Here is an 18263-nt window from a genome sequence, read left to right on the forward strand (position 1 = left end):
CCCGCCGCGCGGACAGGGCGAAAGGGCCCCTGAATGACAAAGGCAGTGAGTACCTCCGCGCACACCCGCAGGGACGGCATAGAACCCGTACCCGAACTCGTCGAACTGAACGCGCACACACCGCTCGTGGAACTGGACACCGGCGGGCACACCCCGAACCGCCACTGGCTCGCCACCGGCTACGACGAGGTACGGGCCGTCCTCGGCGACGACCGGTTCAGCATGCTCCCGCCCGACGACGGCAGGAGCGGCGGGCCGCGGCAGATCGAGGTCGGCAACCTGCGCCAGTACGACCCGCCCGACCACACCCGGCTGCGCCGGATGCTCACGCCCGAGTTCACCCTCCGGCGGATCCGCAGGCTGGAACCCTTCATCGAGGAGATCGTGGCGCACTGCCTCGACGCGCTGGAGGGCGCGGGCCGGCCCGCCGACCTCATCCGGCACTTCGCCTGGCCCATCCCCGGTCTCGTCGGCTGCGCGCTGCTCGGCGTGCCGCGCGACGACGCGGCCGAACTCGCCCGCAACTTGAACATCAGCAGGACGGGCACCGGCTTCGGCCGGCACACCAGCCGCGAGGAACGGGAACGGCAACGGGCCGCCGTCAACGCGTACATGACCTACATGGGCAGGCTGGTGCGGCAGAAGCGCCGTGATCCCGGCGACGACCTGCTCGGCATGCTGATCCGGCGGCACGGCGACGACCTCACCGACGAGGAACTGACGGGCATGGCCGCCGCCGTCATGGGGTCGGGCCTGGAGGACATCGGCGGCATGCTGGGGCTCGGCCCGCTGGCCCTGCTCGCCCACCCCGACCAGCTCGCCCTGTTCCGGGAACGCCCCGACCTGCTCGACTCGGCGGTGGAGGAACTCATCCGCTACGTCTCGTCGGTGCAGAACGCCACACCCCGCACCGCCCTGGTGGACGTCACCGTCGGCGGGCACCTCATCAGGGCGGGGGAGTCCGTGATCTGCTCCCTGCTCGGCGTGAGCCGCGGCCCGGTCGACGGCGTCCCCCAGGACACGCTCGACCTCACCCGCGACAACTCCGGGCACCTCTCCTTCGGCCACGGCGTCCACCACTGCCTGGGCGCGGTCCTGGCCCGGGTGGAACTGCGCATCGCCCTGCGGGCACTCCTCGACCGATTCCCGGCACTGCGCGTGGCGGTGCCCGCCGAAGAGATCCGATTCCGTACCTGGACGCCCAATTACGGCGTCGACGAACTTCTCGTGGACTGGTGAGCGCGGCTTTCTGGACATCCTTGACGGCTGCGCGCAGCGAAATTCAGACTCGTGTGCAAGGGGCGAAAGGAATACGAGAATGCCGAAGCCATTGGACGAAACCGAACAGTCACCGCTCGTCGAGACCACCCCTCCCGGCACCCTGGAGCGCGCCTGGCTCGCCACCGGATACGAGGAGGTGCGGGCGATCCTCGGCGACTCCGACCGGTTCACCACGCTGCCGCCCGCGGACAACATCGAGGACTCCCGGCGGCTCGTGCAGCCCGGCAACCTCCTGCACTACGACCCGCCCGAGCACACCCGGTTACGGAAGATGCTGACGGGCGAGTTCACGCTGCGCCGGGTACGCATGCTGCAGCCCCTGGTCGAGGGCATCGTCACCGAGCGCCTCGACGCCCTGGAGGGCGCGGCCCAGCCCATCGACCTCGTCCCGCACTTCGTGTGGCCCACCACCAGCCTGATCGGCTGCGCGATGCTCGGCATCCCCCGTGACGACCAGGCCGAACTGGCCCGCCACCTCGACACCAACCGCGTCGACAACCCCGACCGGGACCAGCGCGACGCGGCGGGCAACTCCTACCTGGTGTACCTGAGCAAGTTCACGGCACGAAAGCGCCGCGACCCCGGCGAGGACCTCCTCGGCCGGCTCATCCAGCGGCACGGCACCGACCTCACCCCCGCGGAGCTCACCGGCACCGCCGCCACGCTCCTGGCCTCCCTGATCCAGAACGTGGGCGGCACCCTCGGCCTCGGCATCCTCGCGCTGCTGGAGAACCCCGGGCAGCTCGCCCTGCTCAAGGAGCGCCCCGACCTCATCGACCACGCCGTGGAGGAGCTGATCCGCAGCGTCTCGATCATCTCGCACGCCTCGCCGCGCACCGCGCTGGAGGACGTCACCGTCGCCGGCAAGGTGGTCAAGGCGGGCGAGCCGGTGGCCTGTTCACTGCTCGGCGCCAACAACACCCGCTCACCCGGCGAGCCGCAGGAACCCCTCGACATCACCCGCGACAACAGCGGTCACATGGCGTTCGGACACGGCATCCACTACTGCCTGGGCGCCCCGCTGACCAGGATGGAACTGCGCGTCTCCCTCGAGCAGCTGCTGCGCAGGTTCCCCGGGGTGCGGCTCGCCGTGCCGCGCGACGCACTCCGCTTCACGTCGAAGGCCGTGGAGAACCTGCCGGTGGCCTGGTAGGGGGCGACATGCCGCACGAGAGCGCACCCTTGCCGCTGCACACCCGCCGCAGCCACTTCGACCCGGCCGACGAACTCCGCGGGATCGCCGCCGACGGGCCCGTCACCCGTGTCAGCCTGGCGCCCGGCGCGGGCGACAGCCCCCTGTGGCTGGTCACCGGGCACGGCGAGGTGCGCACGGTCCTCGGCGACCACGTCCGGTTCTCCACCCGCCGCCGCTTCGGCTCGCGCACCCCGGCCGGCGCCGCCGACGAGCGGCCCGACGAGGGCGTCGGCCTCCTGATGGACTACGACCCGCCCGAGCACACCCGGCTGCGCAAGATGCTGACCCCCGAGTTCACGGTCCGCCGCATGCGCCGCCTCCAGCCGCGCATCGAGGCCATCGTCGCCGAACGCCTCGACGCCATGGAGCACGCCGGGCAACCCGCCGACCTGGCCGGGCTGTTCGCGTCCGCCGTTCCCGGCCCGGTCCTGTGCGAACTGATCGGCGTGCCCCGCGACGACCGGGACGACTTCCTGCGCCGCTGCCACGCCCACCTGGCCACCGGCGGCGACCGCCAGGAACGCACCGCCGCAGGATCGGCGTTCACCCGCTACCTCGCCGCCCTGGTCGCCCGGCAGCGCGAGGACCCCGACGAGGGCTTCCTCGGCATGCTGGTGCGCGACCACGGCAGCGAGTTCACCGACAAGGAGCTCCGGGGCATCTGCATCCTGCTGATGCTCGCCGGCCTCGACAACATCTCCGGCATGCTCGGCCTCGGCGCCCTCGCGCTCCTGGAGAACCCCGCACAGCTCGCCCTGGTGCGCGACGACCCCGCGGCCCTCGACCGGGCCGTCGAGGAACTGCTGCGCTACCTGTCCGTGCCGCACGCGCCCACGCCCCGTACCGCCGTCGAGGACGTCACGCTCGGCGGACGGCTGATCAGGGCCGGGGACACCGTCGTCTGCTCGATCCCGCTGGCCAACCGCGACCCGGCGCTGACCGCGGAACCCGACCGGCTCGACCTGACGCGGGAACCCGTGCCGCACGTCGCCTTCGGGCACGGCATCCACCACTGCATCGGCGCCGCACTGGCCCGGATGGAACTGCGCGTCGCGTACGCGGCGCTCCTCGGACGCTTTCCCGGGCTGCGGCTCGCGGTGCCCGTGCGGGACGTCGAGTTCCGCGTCCGCTCGACCGCCTACGGGGTGGAACGGCTGCCGGTCGCCTGGTGAACCCGGGCAGGACCGGCGAGAGGGGGAGACAGACATGGAGGTGCGAGTCGATCGCGGCAGGTGCGCGGGCTCCGGCCTGTGCATGAGCTACGTGCCCGCCGTCTTCGACCAGTCGGACGACGACGGGAAGGTGCTGCTCAAGGCGGCCCGCCCCGGCACCGGCCCGGCCGCCGCGCTGCGCGACGCGGCCGCCCGGTGCCCGACCGGGGCGATCACGCTGGACGGCCGGGACGACCGCGGCCGCTAGGCCCGGCCGAGTGCATCGGTGCTCAGGCTCAATCATCAATGTGGGGTGGGGAAATGACGCATGCTCCTGTACGCGACGTCGTCATCGTCGGCGGCGGCACGGCCGGCTGGATGACGGCCGCCTATCTGACGGCGGCCTTCGGCGACCGGGTGAGGATCACGCTGGTGGAGTCGGCGGACGTCGGCACCATCGGCGTCGGCGAGGCGACGTTCAGCGACATCAGGCACTTCTTCGAGTTCCTCGGCCTCGCCGAACGGGACTGGATGCCGGCCTGCAACGCCACGTACAAACTGGCGGTCCGCTTCGAGGACTGGCGCGAGCCCGGGCACCACTTCTACCACCCGTTCGAGCAGCTCAGGTCGGTCAAGGGGTTCCCGCTCACCGACTGGTGGCTGCGCCACCCCACCAGCGACCGGTTCGACGTGGACTGCTTCGTGATGGGCTCGGTGATCGACGCCAACCGCAGCCCCCGCCACCTCGACAACCGCCTCCTGGAGCAGGACTTCGTCGAGAGCGAGACGGGCGAGGCGCTGCCCAACACCATCGCCGAGTACCAGGGCGCGCAGTTCCCCTACGCCTACCACTTCGAGGCCCACCTGCTGGCCAAGTACCTCACGACGTACGCCACCCGGCGCGGAGTGCGGCACGTCGTCGACAACGTCGTGGACGTCGGCCTCGACGAGCGCGGCTGGATCACGCACGTGCAGAGCGCCGAACACGGCCGCATCGAGGGCGACCTCTTCGTCGACTGCACCGGCTTCCGCGGCCTGCTCATCAACAAGGCGCTCGACGAGCCCTTCGTGTCCTACCAGGACACGCTGCCCAACGACAGCGCGGTCGCCCTCCAGGTGCCCATGGACATGGACAAGGAGCCGCTGCGGCCCTGCACCACGGCCACCGCCCGCGATGCGGGCTGGATCTGGACGATCCCGCTGATCAGCCGCATCGGCACCGGCTACGTCTACGCACGCGACTACCTCGAACCCGAGGAGGCCGAGCGCACGCTGCGCGACTTCGTCGGACCCGCCGCGGCCGACGTGCCCGCCAACCACATCCGGATGCGCATCGGCCGCAGCCGCCGCTCCTGGGTCAACAACTGCGTGGCCGTCGGCCTGTCCAGCGGATTCGTCGAGCCGCTGGAGTCGACCGGGATCTTCTTCATCCACTACGCGATCGAGCAACTCGTCAAGTACTACCCGGCCACCGACTGGGACCGGCCGCTGCGCGAGCAGTACAACAGCGCGCTGATGAACGTCATGGACGGCGTACGCGAATTCCTCGTCCTGCACTACCGCGGCGCGAAGCGGGCGGACAACCAGTACTGGCGGGACACCAAGACCCGCGCCGTGCCCGACGCGCTCGCCGAGCGCCTCGCCCTGTGGGAGAGCAAGGTCCCCGACACCGGCACGGTCTACCCGCGCTACCACGGCCTGCCGCCCTACTCGTACAACTGCATCCTGCTCGGCACCGGCGGTATCCCCGTCCGGCCCTCGCCCGCCCTCGACCTGGTGGACGAGAAGGACGCGCTCGCCGAGTTCCAGGCGATCAAGGACAAGGCGCGGCAACTGGTCCGCACCCTGCCGACGCAGAACGAGTACTTCCGGCGCATGCGCGACGGGGTGTGAGCGAGGGGCATGGACACCGAGTTCCGCGACATGATGGCGGCGTTCCCGACCGGAGTGTCGGTCGTGACCGCCCGGGACGGCAGCGCGGCGCCCCGGGGCATGACGTGCTCCGCGCTGTGCAGCCTCAGCGTGCGCCCGCCGACCCTCCTGACCTGCCTGCGCAGCGGCAGCCCCACCCTGGGGGCCGTCCTCGCCAGCGGGGCGTTCGCCGTCAACCTGCTGCACGGGGAGGCCGACTGGGTCGCCGCGCTCTTCGCGTCGGGCGCCCCCGACCGCTTCGAGCGCGTCGCCTGGCGGCCGGCCGCACGCACCCGCAGCCCGGCCCTGATCGAGGCGGCCCACGCCGTCGCCGAGTGCACCGTCGAGCGCACCCACGCCTCCGGCGACCACATGATCGTCGTCGGAGAGGTGCGGTCCGTCGAACGCTTCCCGCACGACAGCGCCCTGCTGTACGGCTTCCGGCGCTACGGCGAACTGGCCCCGGGCGTACCGGCCGAGGCCGGTGAACGCGCCGCCGCGCCCCGACCCGGGAGGTGACTCGACCTCCGTGCTGGCGCCGCCGCTGCGGCGCGCCGAGAACTGAGAGGTCGCGGGCCCCCGCACCGCGGGGAACCGGAACGGCCGCGCGCTTCGCGCCCGCGGCCGTTCCGGCCTGCCCGGGCGCCGAATCGGCAGGTGTCAGGGCACTGTGCGGACGCCCGGCTTTGTGTCCGCCGTGTGACCGGCCGCCGCGTAGAAGTTGGGCCATGTTCACCACACACCGGCGGGCGTCGGCCCGCAAGCGAGCCATCGCACCCGCACTCGTCGCCGCCTCCGCCCTCGTCTCGGGAATCCTCCTGACGGGCTGCTCGGGCGACTCCAAGGCCGCCTCGTCGGACGACGGCGGGGACCCCTCCGCCTCGCCCACCAGCCCGTTCGACCAGGGCCTCGCGTACTCCAAGTGCATGCGCGAGAACGGGGCGGGCGACTACCCCGACCCGCAACAGGACACCGGCGGCGTCCGGCTCACCCCCGGAAAGGGCGTCGACGTCGACTCCGAGTCGTACAAGAAGGCCGAGGAGGCCTGCCGCGACAAGGCCCCGCAGGGGCTCGGCGGCGGGGGCGGCGGCGCCGCCCTCGACTCGAAGAAGGTCGCGGACTGGGCGAAGTGCCTGCGCACGAACGGGCTGCCCAAGTTCCCCGACCCGGAGATCGAGGGCAGCAACATGAAGATCGACATCAACGGCACCGGCATCACCCCGGGCAACGCGGACTTCACCAAGGCCATGGGCACCTGCCAGAGCAAGTACCCGGGCGGCGGCATGATGATGAACAACGGTCAAGGGGGAGGAGTCCCCCAGTGACCAGCCGCGACGAGACCGAAGCGCCGCCGGGGCCGGGCGAGTCGTCGGGCGCGCTGGAACGCCGCGGCTCCGGCGAGGTGCCGGCCCCGCGGTCCGGGTCCCTCGACACGGCCGAGGGCCCCGCCCGGGAACTCGACACCTCGCCCGCGCCCGACACCGCGTCGGTGCGGGAACGGGACGAGCCGGAGCCCCCTGCGGGCACCGGTCGCAGGCGCCGCCCGCTGCGCACCTCCCTGATCGTGCTCGCCGCGATCGCCGTGGCCGCGGCGGCCGGCGTCGCCGCCACCGGCACCATCGGCGGCGACGGCGACGACCCGGCGGGCTCCGCGCCCGCGGGACCACCCGCCACGGCCACGGTGGAGCGCACCACGCTCACCGACACCGAGACCGTCGACGGCAACCTGGGCTACGGCGACGCGACCACCGTGCAGACCCCCGGCTCCGCGACCGGCACCGACGGCGGGCAGAGCCCGCAGAACGACGGCGCGGGCCAGGACGGCGGCTCCGGCGACGGCATCGTCACCTGGGTGCCCGAGGAGGGCAAGGTGGTCGAGCGGGGCGACACCGTCTACCGCGTCGACCAGCAGCGCGTGCCGCTCCTGTACGGATCGTTCCCGCTCTACCGCACCCTGGAGCCGGGCAGCGAGGGCGACGACGTCAGGATGCTGGAGAAGAACCTCCGCGCCCTCGGCCACAAGGGCTTCACCGTCGACGACACCTACGACTCGGCCACCGCCGAGGCCGTCAAGGACTGGCAGGACGACCTGGACCGCAAGGAGACCGGCACCGTGGCGGCCGGGGACGCGGTGGTCGCCTCCGGGGCCCGGCGCGTCGCCGACGTGAAGGCCTCGCCGGGCGCCGCGCTCAGCGGCGCCGTGCTGACCTGGACCGGCACCGAGCGGATCGTCAGCGTCGACCTCGACGTGCAGTTCGAGGACCTGGTGGAGAAGGGCACCAAGGCCACCGTCCAACTGCCCGACGACACGACCGTCCAGGGCACGGTGACGGACGTCGGGTCGCCCTCGACCTCGCAGGGCGACGACGCGTCGGGCGGCTCCGGCGACTCCGGGTCCGCGGACTCCGACGACAAGGCCACCCTGCCCGTCGAGCTGACCGTCAAGGACCAGAAGGGCCTCGGCCGCTACCAGGCCGCCGCCGTCCAGGTCACGCTGAAGGCCGAGTCCCGCAAGGACGTCCTCGTCGTCCCGGTGGCCGCCCTGGTCGCGCAGCGCGGCGGCGGCTACGCGGTCGAGGTGGTCGCCGACGACGGCAGCACCGCCCACCGCCCGGTCAAACTCGGCATGTTCGCCGACAGCAAGGTCGAGGTGTCCGGCACCGGCATCAAGGAAGGCACCGTCGTGGGGGTCCCCAAATGACCCCGACCGGCGCGGAGCTCCCCGCGCCCGCCCCGCACCGGCCGGTCGTCGAGCTGACCGGGGTCTCCAAGACGTACGGGGACGTGGCCGCCCTGCGCGGCGCCGACCTGCTGATCCGGCGCGGCGAACTCCTCGCCATCGTCGGCCCTTCGGGGTCCGGCAAGTCCACGATGCTCAACATCATGGGCACCCTGGACCGCCCCTCGGCGGGCCGGGTCCGCATCGACGGGCACGACGTGGCGGACCTCACCGACCGTGAACTGTCCGCGCTGCGGGCCGAGACCGTCGGCTTCGTCTTCCAGCAGTTCCACCTGGCGTTCGGCGTACCGGCGCTGGACAGCGTCGCGGACGGGCTGCTCTACAGCGGCCGGTCCCGCGGCGAGCGCCGCCGTCTCGCCGAGCGGGCGCTGCGCCGGGTGGGGCTCGGCCACCGGCTCCACCACCACCCGCACCAGCTGTCCGGCGGCGAGAAGCAGCGGGTGGCCATCGCCCGCGCGGTGCTCGGCGACCCGCCGCTGCTCCTCGCCGACGAGCCGACCGGCGCACTGGACTCGCGGTCGGGAGCGGTGGTGATCGAGCTCCTGCACGAGCTGCACGAGGCCGGCACGACCGTGGTGGTCATCACCCACGACCGGGACATCGCGGCGACCCTGCCCCGCGAGGTGCGCGTCAAGGACGGCCGCGTCGAGCACGACTCGCAGGCCGCCTCCTACGGCGGTTCCACCGCCCTCGTCCCCCAGGAGGCCGTGCGATGAGCACGATCAGGGAGCTGGAGCGGTCCGCCGCCGCCGAGCCGCCGCGGCGGCCGAAACCGGCCCGGATGAACCCGGCCGACGTGCTGCGGGTCGGCGGCTCCGGGCTGCGCTCGCGCCCGATGCGGGTCTTCCTCTCGGCGCTCGGCATCGCCATCGGCATCGCCGCGATGGTCGGGGTGGTCGGCATCTCGACCTCCTCCACCGAGGACCTCGACCGCAGGCTGCAGGCGCTGGGCACCAACCTCCTGACGGTGACGCCCGGGCAGGACTTCAGCGGCGGCGAGGCGCACCTGCCGGCCGAGTCGGTCGGCATGATCGCCGCCATGGAGGACGTCGACTCGGTGTCCGCCCTCGGCAAGACCGACGCCAAGGTCTACCGCAGCGACCGCACGCCCAAGGAGGAGACCGGCGGCCTCAACGTCTCGGCGGCGCGGACGGATCTGCCGGAGTCCGTCGGCGCGAAGATCGTCGACGGCCGCTGGCTCAACGCCGCCAACAGCCGCTACCCCGCCGTGGTCCTCGGGCCCAAGGCCGCCGAGCAACTCGGCGTCCACCGGGCGGGGGAGGACGTGAAGGTGTGGCTCGGCGGACGCTGGTTCACCGTCGTCGGCCTGCTCGCCGCCAACGAACTCGTGCCCTCGCTCGACTCGGCCGCCCTGGTGGGCTGGCCCGTCGCCGAGAGCGAGCTGGGCTTCGACGGCTCGCCGACGACCATCTTCACGCGTGCCGACGAGTCGGCCGTGGACGACGTGCAGGCCGTTCTGGGCGCCACCACCAACCCCGAGAACCCCAACGAGGCCAACGTCTCGCGGCCCTCCGACGCGCTCGCCGCCAAGGAAGCCACCGACGACGCCCTCAGCGGCCTGCTGCTCGGCCTCGGCGGCGTGGCCCTGCTCGTGGGCGGCGTCGGCGTCGCCAACACCATGGTCATCTCCGTCCTCGAACGCCGCTCGGAGATCGGCCTGCGCCGCTCGCTGGGCGCCACCCGCGGCCAGATCCGCACCCAGTTCCTGGCCGAGGCGCTGCTCCTGTCCGCCCTCGGCGGCGTCGGCGGCGTCCTGCTCGGCATCGCCGTCACCGGCGGCTACGCCGCCTACCAGGGCTGGCCGTCCGTCGTGCCGGTCTGGGCGATGGCGGGCGGCGTCGGCGCCACGCTGGTCATCGGCGGTCTGGCCGGCTTCTACCCGGCCGTCCGCGCGGCCCGGCTGCCCCCGACCGAGGCGCTGGCGACGACGTGAGACCACCGGTGCCCGCGCGAGAGGCACCCGCGACGGCCCCGGGACCGCGGTGCTCCCGCTGGACCCGTCCCCCGTGCCAGGGGGGTACCGCGCCCGCCCGCGCCGCCTCCGGGCCGATCCCGGAGCGCGACGCGGGCGGGACCCCGGACCGCGTCAGGCCGTCAGACCCGCGAGACGGGCCAGCCGCCGGTAGGAGTCCAGCAGCCCCGCCCGGTCGTACGTGCTCGTCGTGACGAGGACCTCCTGCGCACCGCTCTCCTTGATCACCCGCTCCAGCTCGCCGGCGACCTGCTCCTCGGTGCCGTACACGTGCCCGCGCAGCCCCGACTCGTAGAAGCCGCGCTCCTTCCCGGTCATCGCCAGCGACTCCACGCGCTCGGCCGGTGCCAGCGGCGGGAACGTGCCGTGCGTGCGGGAGTACGCCATCGACCAGGCCTCCGGCACGAGCAGCCGCCGCGCCGCCGCCTCGTCCCCGGCCACCGCGACGCTCCCCGAGATCACGACGTACGGCTCGGCCAGCCAGGAGGAGGGCCGGAACCCCGCCCGGTACTCCTCGATGCCGCGCAGCATCTTCTCGCGGCCCCGGATGTCCCCGATGACCAGCGGCAGGCCCGCCCGGGCGGCGATGCCCGCGCCCTCGCCGATCGCCAGCACGTACGGCGGTACGGACAGGCCCTCGGCGGGGCGGGCCCGTACCCCCGTGCCGGACGTGCCGAGGAACCAGCCGAGCAGCTCGCCGATCCGGCCCTCGAAGTCCTCCGCGTCGTGCTTGTCGCGCCCCAGCGCCTTGCGCACCCCGTCGGTGAAGCCGACCGACCGGCCCAGGCCCATGTCGATCCGGCCGGGGAAGAGCGAGGCGAGCACACCGAACTGCTCGGCCACCACCAGCGACTGATGGTTCGGCAGCATCACGCCGCCGGTGCCGACCCGGATGGTGCGGGTGGCCGCCGCGACGGCGGCCGCGAGGACCGTGGGCGCCGAGCCCGCGACGCCGGGCACGCCGTGGTGCTCGGAGACCCAGAAGCGGTGGTAGCCGAGCGCCTCGAGGTCCTGGGCCAGGCGGACGGTGTCGCGCAGGGCCTCGGGCCCGTCGTGCCCCTCCCGGGTGCGCGAACGGTCGAGGACGGAGAACCGGGTTGATGCGATCACTGAGCTCACACAGGGTTCAACGCCTGCGGGCCGCCAGGATTCCCGGCCCCGGTGCCGACCGGCACCGGCCCGCCGCGCGGACCGTGGCACGCCGCTCCTAGGCTGGCGCGGTGACCGAAGACAACAGACCTCTGGCCGTGTTCGACCTGGACGGCACGCTCGCGGACACCGCGCACCGCCAGCACTTCCTCACGCGCGCCCCGCGCGACTGGGACGGGTTCTTCGCGGCGGCGGCGCAGGACCCGCCGCTGCCCCGCGGAGTCGCCCTGGCCCTGGAGAGCGCCCGGGAGTGCGAGGTCGGCTACCTCACCGGCCGCCCCGAGCGGTGCCGCGCGGACACGGTGGACTGGCTGGCGCGCCAGGGGCTGCCGCAGGGACGGATCTGGATGCGGCGCAACGACGACCGCCGCCCCGCCCGCCGCACCAAGCTGGAGATCCTGCGGAAGATCGCCCGCACCCAGGAGGTCCGGATGCTCGTCGACGACGACGAGCTGGTCTGCGACGAGGCGGAACGCGCGGGCTTCACCGTCGTGCGGGCACGCTGGGCCGCCCCGTCGGACTCCCTGAAGGACGCCCAGGAGCGCGAGGGCCGTACCTGAGCGGAGGGAACCGAGGGGCTCGCCCGCGGACCCCGGCGGCGCCGAGTCGTCCCGAGCTCCGCCCGGGTGTCTAGACCTCGGCGTCGTCGTCCAGGCGGAAGCCGACCTTCAGGCCCACCTGGTAGTGCTGGATCTCCCCGTTCTCGATGTGCCCGCGGACCTGCGTGACCTCGAACCAGTCCAGGGAGCGCAGCGTCTGGGAGGCGCGCGTGATGCCGTTGCGGATCGCCTGGTCGACGCCCTCGTGCGAGGTGCCGACGATCTCGGTGACGCGGTACGTGTGGTTCGACATGAGGATGTTCCTCCGGGCCGTCGGGTGACGTCGTACGACGCCGTGGAGTGCCGTCACTCCACGGTGCCCCAGCCCGTCCGTCCGCGCGAGGTGGCGTACCCCCCTTGACCGGCTCATTGGTACATACCAAAATCCAGCCAGTACCCGTTCGAGCACCGAGCTCACCCCCCGCGTCGGGCTGACCTTCCCCTGTCCGCAGGAAGAAAGTGACCCACGTGAAGCCGCACCGCCGCGCCGCCACGGCCCTGGCCCTCGCCCTGTCCGCCACCGTCCTGACCGCCGGTTGCGGCATGCTGCCGGGCGACGACAGCAGGACCGTCACGGTCTGGCTGATGAAGGGCAGCGCGTCGCCCGAGTTCGTCGAGCGCTTCACGGAGGACTTCGAGAAGCAGCACGACGACATCGACCTGGACATCCGGATCCAGGAGTGGACCGGCATCGGCGCCAAGGTGAAGAAGGCCCTCAAGGAGGAGGGCGGCGACGGACCCGAGGTCATCGAGGTCGGCAACACCCAGGTCGCGCAGTACGTCGACGAGGGCGGCCTGTACGACCTGACGCTGGAGTCCGCCCGCGACCTCGGCAAGGAGGACTGGCTGCCCGGCCTCGCCGAGCCGGGGAGCTACCGCGGCGCGCAGTACGGCATCCCCTGGTACGCCGCCAACCGCGTGGTCATCTACAACAAGGACCTGTTCGCCGCGGCGGGCATCACGAAGCCGCCGCGGACGCGCGAGGAGTGGCTGGCGGCCACCCGGAAGCTCAACTCCGGCGGAAAGCAGGGCATCTACCTCGCCGGGCAGGACTGGTACACCCTCGCCGGGTTCATCTGGGACGAGGGCGGTGACCTCGCCACGGAGACCAAGAAGTCGTCCGGCGACTGGCGCGGCAGCCTGCACACCCCCGCGGCGCTGCGCGGCATGGAGTTCTACCGGCAGTTGCAGGCGCTGGGCCAGGGCCCGCGCGACGCGGACGAGGAGCACCCCGCGCAGGCCGGGGTGTTCGCGGGCGGCGACGTCGCGCAGATCGTCGCGGTGCCGGGCGCGGCCCGCGCCATCGAGGAGAAGAACCCGGAGCTCAAGGGCAGGCTCGGCTACTTCCCCATCCCCGGCAAGAAGGCCGGAAAGCCCGGCGCGGTCTTCACCGGCGGCTCCGACCTCGTGGTGCCCGAGCACAGCGACGACCACAAGGGCGCGGTGGAGGTGATCGAGGCGCTCGCCGGCAAGAAGTGGCAGACCGACCTCGCGCGGACCATGAACTACGTGCCGAACAAGGCGAAGCTGGCCCCCGCGGTCGCCGACGAGGAAGGCGTCGCCGCGATGGCGGTCGGCGCCGCGAACGGCCGGGCGACGCCCAACTCGCCGCGCTGGGCGGGCGTCGAGGCGGACAACCCGATCAAGGGCTACATGACGAAGGTCCTGACGGGCGGCGACCCGGCGACCGAGGCCCGCAAGGCCTCGCGCCGGATCACCAAAACGCTGGACGCGTTCGGCATGTGACGCCGGGGCCCGGCCCCACCACAGCCGTGGTGGGGCCGGCCGGAACTACGCCACCGTGCTCAGCGACAGCGCGAAGCGCTCGCGCTCGTCGGTCCACCAGTGCGCCAGCTCAAGACCCGCCGCGGCCAGTTCACCGCGCACGCCGTCCTCGCGGAACTTCGCCGAGATCTCCGTACGGAGCTCCTCGCCCGCGGTGAAGTCGACCGCCAGGTCGAGCGCGTGGACCTTCACCGTCTGGTCGGCCGTGGAACGCAACCGCATCTCGATCCACTCGCGCTCGCGGTCCCAGACGGCGACGTGCTCGAAGGCGTCCGGGTCGAAGTCCCCGCCGAGCTCACGGTTGATCACCGACAGGACGTTCTTGTTGAACGCGGCGGTGACCCCCGTCCGGTCGTCGTAGGCCGAGACCAGCACCGACTCGTCCTTGACCAGGTCCGTGCCGAGGAGCAGCGCGTCGCCGGGGGAGAGCAGCCCGCGCACCGAGGAGAGGAACGCGGCACGCTCGGCGGGCAGCAGATTGCCGACCGTGCCGCCGAGGAACGCGACCAGGCGCGGGCCGGGCGTCCCCGGCAGCGCGAGGCCGCGGGTGAAGTCGGCTATCAGGGCGTGCACGTCGAGCGCGGGCCGCTGCGCGATCAGGGTGTTCGCGGCGCCGGTCAGCGCGCTCTCGCTGACGTCCACGGGCACGTAGGTGCGCAGGGCGGACAGCGCGTCGATCAGGTGCCGGGTCTTCTCCGAGGAGCCCGAGCCCAGCTCGATGAGGGTGCGCGCGCCGGTGATCCGGGCGATCAGGTCCGCCCGGGCGACCAGGATCTCCCGCTCGGCACGCGTCGGGTAGTACTCGGGCAGGGTGGTGATCTCCTCGAAGAGGGCGCTGCCGCGCGCGTCGTAGAACCACTTGGGCGGCAGGGACTTCGGGGTGTGGGTCAGGCCCTGCAGCACGTCGGCGCGCAGTGCGGCGCCGGTCGCGTCCTCGGGCAGGGTGCGGGTCAGCAGGAACGGGCTCACGCGGGGGGCTCCTTGAGCGGGGTCAGCAGTACGTCGGTGCGGCTGGCGGCGAGCAGGGTGCGGTCCGGCACCTCGCGCCAGTGCGGGTCGTCGTCGTAGGGCTCGGAGGCGACGACCGTGCGGCGGCCGGGCTCCGCGCGGTACCAGAGGGTGTCGCCCCAGGCCGTCGCGGTGATCGTATCGCCGTTGGTGAGCAGCAGGTTCAGGCGCGATCCCGGCGCGGCCGCCGCGACGTCGAGGACGGTGTCCGCGAGGGCCTGCCCCTCCTCGTCGCCGCGCCGCAGCCGGTGCAGGACCAGCGCCCACACCAGCGCGGAGTCGCAGCGCGCCTCCATCGAGAGCAGCTCGGCGGGCGGCAGGTCCCGGGCGAGCGCGGCGAGCGAGCCGGGCCAGCCGGTGACCGCGCCGTTGTGGCTGAACAGCCAGGGACCGGCGGCGAAGGGCGCCGCCGCGGCCTCCCCGTCCGCACCCGCCACGGTCGCGTCGCGCACCGCGCCGAGGAAGGCGCCGGAGCGCACCACCCGGGCCAGGTCGGCGAAGGACGGATCGCCCCAGACGGGCCCCGGGCGGCGGTAGCGTGCGGGTGCCGGGTCGTCCTCGGCGTACCAGCCCACGCCGAAACCGTCGGCGTTGACGGTGCCGTGCCGTTGCATCCTCGGTGCCCACGACTGGCGGAACAGGCTGTGCGCGGGCGCCACGAGAAGGGCGCCCAGCGGCTCCGGAGGTCCCAGATAGGCGAGGTGACGGCACATCAGCGACCTCCCGGATCCGCGGCCTCGGCGGGCCCGGCGTCACGGGCCGTGCGGAACCCGGAGAAGATCTGCCGCCGCACCGGGTGGTCCCAGTTGCGGAACGTGCCGCGGCAGGCCACCGCGTCGACGGAGAAGGCGCCGCCGCGCAGCACCTTGTAGTCGCCGCCGAAGAAGACGTCGGAGTACTCCCGGTAGGGGAAGGCGGAGAAGCCCGGGTAGGGCAGGAATCCGCTGGACGTCCACTCCCACACGTCACCGATCAACTGGCGCACGCCCAGCGGTGATTCCCCGGCCGGATAGCTCCCGGCCGGGGCGGGGCGCAGATGGCGCTGGCCCAGATTGGCGCGCTCGGGCGTGGGGTCCGCGTCGCCCCACGGGTAGCGCATCGACCGGTCGGCCACCGGGTCGTGCCGGGCCGCCTTCTCCCACTCGACCTCGCTGGGCAGGCGCCGGCCGGCCCAGCGCGCGTACGCGTCGGCCTCGTACCAGCTCACGTGGAGCACCGGCTCGTCGGCGGGCACCGGTTCGAGCGTGCCGAAGTGCCGGCGCAGCCACTGGCCGCCCTCGCGGCGCCAGAACAGCGGCGCCCGGAGCTCGTTCCGGTGGACCATCGCCCAGCCCGCCGGATCCCACCAGCGCATCCGCTCGTAGCCGCCGTCCTCGATGAACAGCTGGAAGGCGGCGTTGGTCACCGGGGTGGTGTCGATGTAGAAGGGCGGGACCAGGCGGCGGTGCGCCGGGCGTTCGTTGTCCAGGGCCCAGGGCTCCGTGGAGGTGCCCATGGTGAACGGGCCGCCGGGCACCAGCACTTCGGCGGGCCCGGTGTACGGGTCACCGGCCGGCGGGTCCGGCGCGGTGAGGGCGGTGGGGCCGGTGCGCAGCTGGTGGGTGATGAGCATCGTCTCGTCGTGCTGCTGCTCGTGCTGCGCGATCATCCCGAACGCGAAGCCCGCGTCGGTGAGCGGAGTGCCGTGGAAGGGCGTCTTCTCCAGCACGTCGAGCGCCCGGCCCCGCACCTCGGCGGCATAGCCGCGGGCCTCGCCCGGGGCGAGCAGCGGCAGGCTCGGCCGCTCGGCGCGGGGATGCTCGAAGGCGTCGTACAGCGGGTCGATCTCGGGCCGCATCGCGTCGCGGCCCGCGACCGCGCGCAGCAGCCACTGCTCCTCCTGGTTGCCGATGTGCGCGAGGTCCCAGACCAGCGGCGACATCAACGGCGAATGCTGCGCCGTCAGTTCGGACTCCTCCACACAGCCGGTGAGGAGGGTGGTGCGGTCCCGGGCGGCCAGGAGCGCGGCAAGGGCGCGCTCGCGCAGGGCTTCCGGGTCGGCGGTGGGGCCGGTCATGGGCGGGCGTCCTTTCCAGGTATGTCCTGCGGGAGCGGGGCTTCCCGCAGGTCGTCCAGCAGGTCGTCGGCCGGGCAGCGGCCGCGCGCCACGTACTGGTCGGCGAACGTCGCGACGGCGTCCCGCACGGCGCCGGGCGTGCCCATCCGGGGCAGCGCGTCGACGGCGGCGGCGAAGCAGAGGACGGCGGCCTCGCGCAGTTCGGGGTCGGCGGGGCCGTGGCGCGCCGCGTCCAGCCAGAGCGGGTTGTGCGGCGCCGCGGGCGAGCCCGCGGGGCCGTACCGCTCGGCCAGCGGTTTGACGGCGCGGTAGGCGGTCTCGGTCGCCTCCGGATCGTCGAACAGCGCGCTCGTCACGGCGAGCGGCACGATCCAGCCGTCCTCGCCGGGCTGCGCGTCGACCATGCGCAACTCCAGGTGGCCGCGCGGACGGACCGGCGGGAACAGCGTGGTCAGGTGGTAGGCGAGGTCGTCGCGGGTGGGTCTGCGGGCCGCGCCCGCCCGGGCCCACGACCGGAACGTCAGCCCGTCCGGAACGCTCCACGGGCCCTCGCCGGGGCCTCTCTTGACGCACATGACGGGCGCGTCCAGGGCGTGCCTGGCCCACACCTCGCGCGGCTCCCCGTCCAGCGGCGGGGCGCCCGACCTGCCGGGTTCGATGCCCGCCCACACGGCCTGCCGGGTGGACCGCCAGCCGGTCGGACGGCCGTCCTGCAGCGGCGAGTTGGCGAACGCGGCGACCAGGACGGGACCGAGCAGGTGCGCCAGGCGCCAGCGCCTCGCGTAGCCGAGCGGACCCGGTTCCTCGTACCCGGCGTCCAGGCAGATCTGCACGGACGCCGTGGAGCACATCATGCGGCGTCCGGCGGGGCCGCCGCGGTCCAGGCAGGACTCCAGCGCGTCGTAGCGGGGCTCACGCAGGATCCGGGCCGGCGGACGCCACGGGTCGGCGCCGACGCCGCTGAGGGTGAGGTGGTGGGAACGCAACACGTCGCGCACGACGCGGAGATCGGCCTCCATGGCCGAGATGCACTCCGTCAGAGAGGGGGCGGGGAGCGAGCTGAGCTCCAGCTGGCCGCCGGGTTCGACGGTGACGGACGAGTGCAGGGTCAGGTCCCGCAGTGCGGCGTAGGCCGCTTCGAGACGGGCGGTGGGCACGGGCAGGTGGGGCAGTCCTGGCTCGTGGACGAGCCACTCCAGTTCCACGCCGGTGGTGCGGGGCGGCCCGGTCTTGAAGCAGATGCCGCGCACCAGCGCCTCCACCTCGGCCTCGGACACCGTGTCCCGCGCCCTTGTGGGGTGCGTGGTGCGGTGTTTCGTACAGTCTCCCTCTGGCATGCGGGGATCCTTCCATCCGGTTCTGCTCGTCACACCCAAAACCTTCGCGGGCATCTGC

18 protein-coding genes are annotated in these 18263 nt (G+C 73.2%); 12 read left to right on the plus strand and 6 right to left on the minus strand.

Going from position 1 to position 18263, the window contains the following annotated elements:
- Window positions 1–45 precede the first annotated feature (45 nt).
- The 10 genes from ACFYXE_RS09260 to ACFYXE_RS09305 all read left to right on the plus strand — a co-directional run bounded on the left by ACFYXE_RS09260 (window position 46) and on the right by ACFYXE_RS09305 (window position 10232).
- Complete coding sequence (locus ACFYXE_RS09260) at window positions 46–1239, plus strand: cytochrome P450 (RefSeq protein ID WP_389310573.1); 1194 nt, start codon at window positions 46–48, stop codon at window positions 1237–1239.
- A gap of 79 nt (window positions 1240–1318) precedes the next feature.
- The gene (locus ACFYXE_RS09265; RefSeq protein WP_389310575.1) at window positions 1319–2434 is read left to right on the plus strand and encodes a cytochrome P450; all 1116 of its coding nucleotides are present in this window, start codon (window positions 1319–1321) and stop codon (window positions 2432–2434) included.
- An 8-nt stretch (window positions 2435–2442) separates the two neighbouring features.
- Window positions 2443–3648, plus strand: a complete 1206-nt coding sequence (locus ACFYXE_RS09270) for a cytochrome P450 (protein WP_389310577.1) — start codon at window positions 2443–2445, stop codon at window positions 3646–3648.
- Window positions 3649–3682: 34 nt separating this feature from the next.
- On the plus strand, window positions 3683–3895 hold the full coding sequence (locus ACFYXE_RS09275; RefSeq protein ID WP_389310579.1) for a ferredoxin: 213 nt from the start codon (window positions 3683–3685) through the stop codon (window positions 3893–3895).
- A gap of 53 nt (window positions 3896–3948) precedes the next feature.
- Entirely contained in the window at window positions 3949–5520 is a 1572-nt protein-coding gene (locus ACFYXE_RS09280; RefSeq protein WP_389310581.1) for a tryptophan halogenase family protein, read from the plus strand.
- 9 nt (window positions 5521–5529) lie between these two features.
- Window positions 5530–6057: a flavin reductase family protein gene (locus ACFYXE_RS09285; protein ID WP_389310583.1), complete on the plus strand. Its 528-nt coding sequence runs from the start codon at window positions 5530–5532 to the stop codon at window positions 6055–6057.
- A 209-nt stretch (window positions 6058–6266) separates the two neighbouring features.
- On the plus strand, window positions 6267–6863 hold the full coding sequence (locus tag ACFYXE_RS09290) for a hypothetical protein (RefSeq protein ID WP_389310585.1): 597 nt from the start codon (window positions 6267–6269) through the stop codon (window positions 6861–6863).
- Window positions 6860–8239 carry a peptidoglycan-binding protein gene (locus tag ACFYXE_RS09295; RefSeq protein ID WP_389310587.1) on the plus strand — a complete coding sequence of 460 codons (1380 nt, stop codon included), beginning with the start codon at window positions 6860–6862 and terminating at the stop codon, window positions 8237–8239. The genes ACFYXE_RS09290 and ACFYXE_RS09295 overlap by 4 nt, the downstream gene beginning before the upstream one ends.
- The gene (locus tag ACFYXE_RS09300) at window positions 8236–8994 is read left to right on the plus strand and encodes an ABC transporter ATP-binding protein (RefSeq protein WP_389310589.1); all 759 of its coding nucleotides are present in this window, start codon (window positions 8236–8238) and stop codon (window positions 8992–8994) included. The genes ACFYXE_RS09295 and ACFYXE_RS09300 overlap by 4 nt, the downstream gene beginning before the upstream one ends.
- On the plus strand, window positions 8991–10232 hold the full coding sequence (locus ACFYXE_RS09305) for an ABC transporter permease (RefSeq protein WP_389310591.1): 1242 nt from the start codon (window positions 8991–8993) through the stop codon (window positions 10230–10232). Before ACFYXE_RS09300 ends, ACFYXE_RS09305 begins: the two co-directional genes overlap by 4 nt.
- Before the next feature lie 153 nt (window positions 10233–10385).
- Here ACFYXE_RS09305 and ACFYXE_RS09310 read toward each other — a convergent pair whose 3' ends face one another.
- Window positions 10386–11390 (minus strand): MsnO8 family LLM class oxidoreductase, encoded by a 1005-nt coding sequence (locus tag ACFYXE_RS09310; RefSeq protein WP_389310593.1) that lies wholly within the window; start codon window positions 11388–11390, stop codon window positions 10386–10388.
- 101 nt (window positions 11391–11491) lie between these two features.
- Here ACFYXE_RS09310 and ACFYXE_RS09315 point away from each other — a divergent pair, with 101 nt between their 5' ends.
- A complete protein-coding gene (locus ACFYXE_RS09315) occupies window positions 11492–11980 on the plus strand; it encodes a hypothetical protein (RefSeq protein ID WP_389310595.1) in 489 nt (162 codons plus the stop codon).
- Window positions 11981–12050: 70 nt separating this feature from the next.
- On the opposite strand, the gene ACFYXE_RS09320 is transcribed toward ACFYXE_RS09315, so the two are convergent.
- Window positions 12051–12272, minus strand: a complete 222-nt coding sequence (locus ACFYXE_RS09320; RefSeq protein WP_361168163.1) for a dodecin — start codon at window positions 12270–12272, stop codon at window positions 12051–12053.
- Window positions 12273–12562: 290 nt separating this feature from the next.
- Here ACFYXE_RS09320 and ACFYXE_RS09325 point away from each other — a divergent pair, with 290 nt between their 5' ends.
- Window positions 12563–13765: an extracellular solute-binding protein gene (locus tag ACFYXE_RS09325; RefSeq protein WP_389311397.1), complete on the plus strand. Its 1203-nt coding sequence runs from the start codon at window positions 12563–12565 to the stop codon at window positions 13763–13765.
- A gap of 45 nt (window positions 13766–13810) precedes the next feature.
- On the opposite strand, the gene egtD is transcribed toward ACFYXE_RS09325, so the two are convergent.
- From egtD to egtA, 4 genes are read right to left on the minus strand one after another with little or no spacing between them, the layout of a single operon-like run.
- Window positions 13811–14773: an L-histidine N(alpha)-methyltransferase gene (egtD, locus tag ACFYXE_RS09330; protein WP_389310598.1), complete on the minus strand. Its 963-nt coding sequence runs from the start codon at window positions 14771–14773 to the stop codon at window positions 13811–13813.
- Entirely contained in the window at window positions 14770–15525 is a 756-nt protein-coding gene (gene egtC / locus ACFYXE_RS09335; RefSeq protein ID WP_389310600.1) for an ergothioneine biosynthesis protein EgtC, read from the minus strand. The genes egtD and egtC overlap by 4 nt, the downstream gene beginning before the upstream one ends.
- Window positions 15525–16868 (minus strand): ergothioneine biosynthesis protein EgtB, encoded by a 1344-nt coding sequence (gene egtB, locus ACFYXE_RS09340; protein WP_389310602.1) that lies wholly within the window; start codon window positions 16866–16868, stop codon window positions 15525–15527. Before egtB ends, egtC begins: the two co-directional genes overlap by 1 nt.
- Window positions 16865–18205, minus strand: coding sequence for an ergothioneine biosynthesis glutamate--cysteine ligase EgtA (egtA, locus tag ACFYXE_RS09345; RefSeq protein ID WP_389310604.1), 1341 nt, complete (start codon window positions 18203–18205; stop codon window positions 16865–16867). The genes egtB and egtA overlap by 4 nt, the downstream gene beginning before the upstream one ends.
- Window positions 18206–18263: the final 58 nt, after the last annotated feature.

Source organism: Streptomyces sp. NPDC002564, assembly GCF_042889645.1.
Classification (GTDB): Bacteria; Actinomycetota; Actinomycetes; order Streptomycetales; family Streptomycetaceae; genus Streptomyces.

What these genes read in the sequence shown, in the direction of transcription:
- egtA (WP_389310604.1), bottom strand. Translation starts at nt 18,205, where the DNA reads ATGCCAGAGGGAGACTGTACGAAACACCGCACCACGCACCCCACAAGG.
- egtB (WP_389310602.1), bottom strand. Translation starts at nt 16,868, where the DNA reads ATGACCGGCCCCACCGCCGACCCGGAAGCCCTGCGCGAGCGCGCCCTT.
- egtC (WP_389310600.1), bottom strand. Translation starts at nt 15,525, where the DNA reads ATGTGCCGTCACCTCGCCTATCTGGGACCTCCGGAGCCGCTGGGCGCC.
- ACFYXE_RS09300 (WP_389310589.1), top strand. Translation starts at nt 8,236, where the DNA reads ATGACCCCGACCGGCGCGGAGCTCCCCGCGCCCGCCCCGCACCGGCCG.
- ACFYXE_RS09275 (WP_389310579.1), top strand. Translation starts at nt 3,683, where the DNA reads ATGGAGGTGCGAGTCGATCGCGGCAGGTGCGCGGGCTCCGGCCTGTGC.
- ACFYXE_RS09320 (WP_361168163.1), bottom strand. Translation starts at nt 12,272, where the DNA reads ATGTCGAACCACACGTACCGCGTCACCGAGATCGTCGGCACCTCGCAC.
- ACFYXE_RS09285 (WP_389310583.1), top strand. Translation starts at nt 5,530, where the DNA reads ATGGACACCGAGTTCCGCGACATGATGGCGGCGTTCCCGACCGGAGTG.
- ACFYXE_RS09270 (WP_389310577.1), top strand. Translation starts at nt 2,443, where the DNA reads ATGCCGCACGAGAGCGCACCCTTGCCGCTGCACACCCGCCGCAGCCAC.
- ACFYXE_RS09305 (WP_389310591.1), top strand. Translation starts at nt 8,991, where the DNA reads ATGAGCACGATCAGGGAGCTGGAGCGGTCCGCCGCCGCCGAGCCGCCG.
- ACFYXE_RS09280 (WP_389310581.1), top strand. Translation starts at nt 3,949, where the DNA reads ATGACGCATGCTCCTGTACGCGACGTCGTCATCGTCGGCGGCGGCACG.
- ACFYXE_RS09290 (WP_389310585.1), top strand. Translation starts at nt 6,267, where the DNA reads ATGTTCACCACACACCGGCGGGCGTCGGCCCGCAAGCGAGCCATCGCA.
- ACFYXE_RS09325 (WP_389311397.1), top strand. Translation starts at nt 12,563, where the DNA reads ATGCTGCCGGGCGACGACAGCAGGACCGTCACGGTCTGGCTGATGAAG.
- ACFYXE_RS09265 (WP_389310575.1), top strand. Translation starts at nt 1,319, where the DNA reads ATGCCGAAGCCATTGGACGAAACCGAACAGTCACCGCTCGTCGAGACC.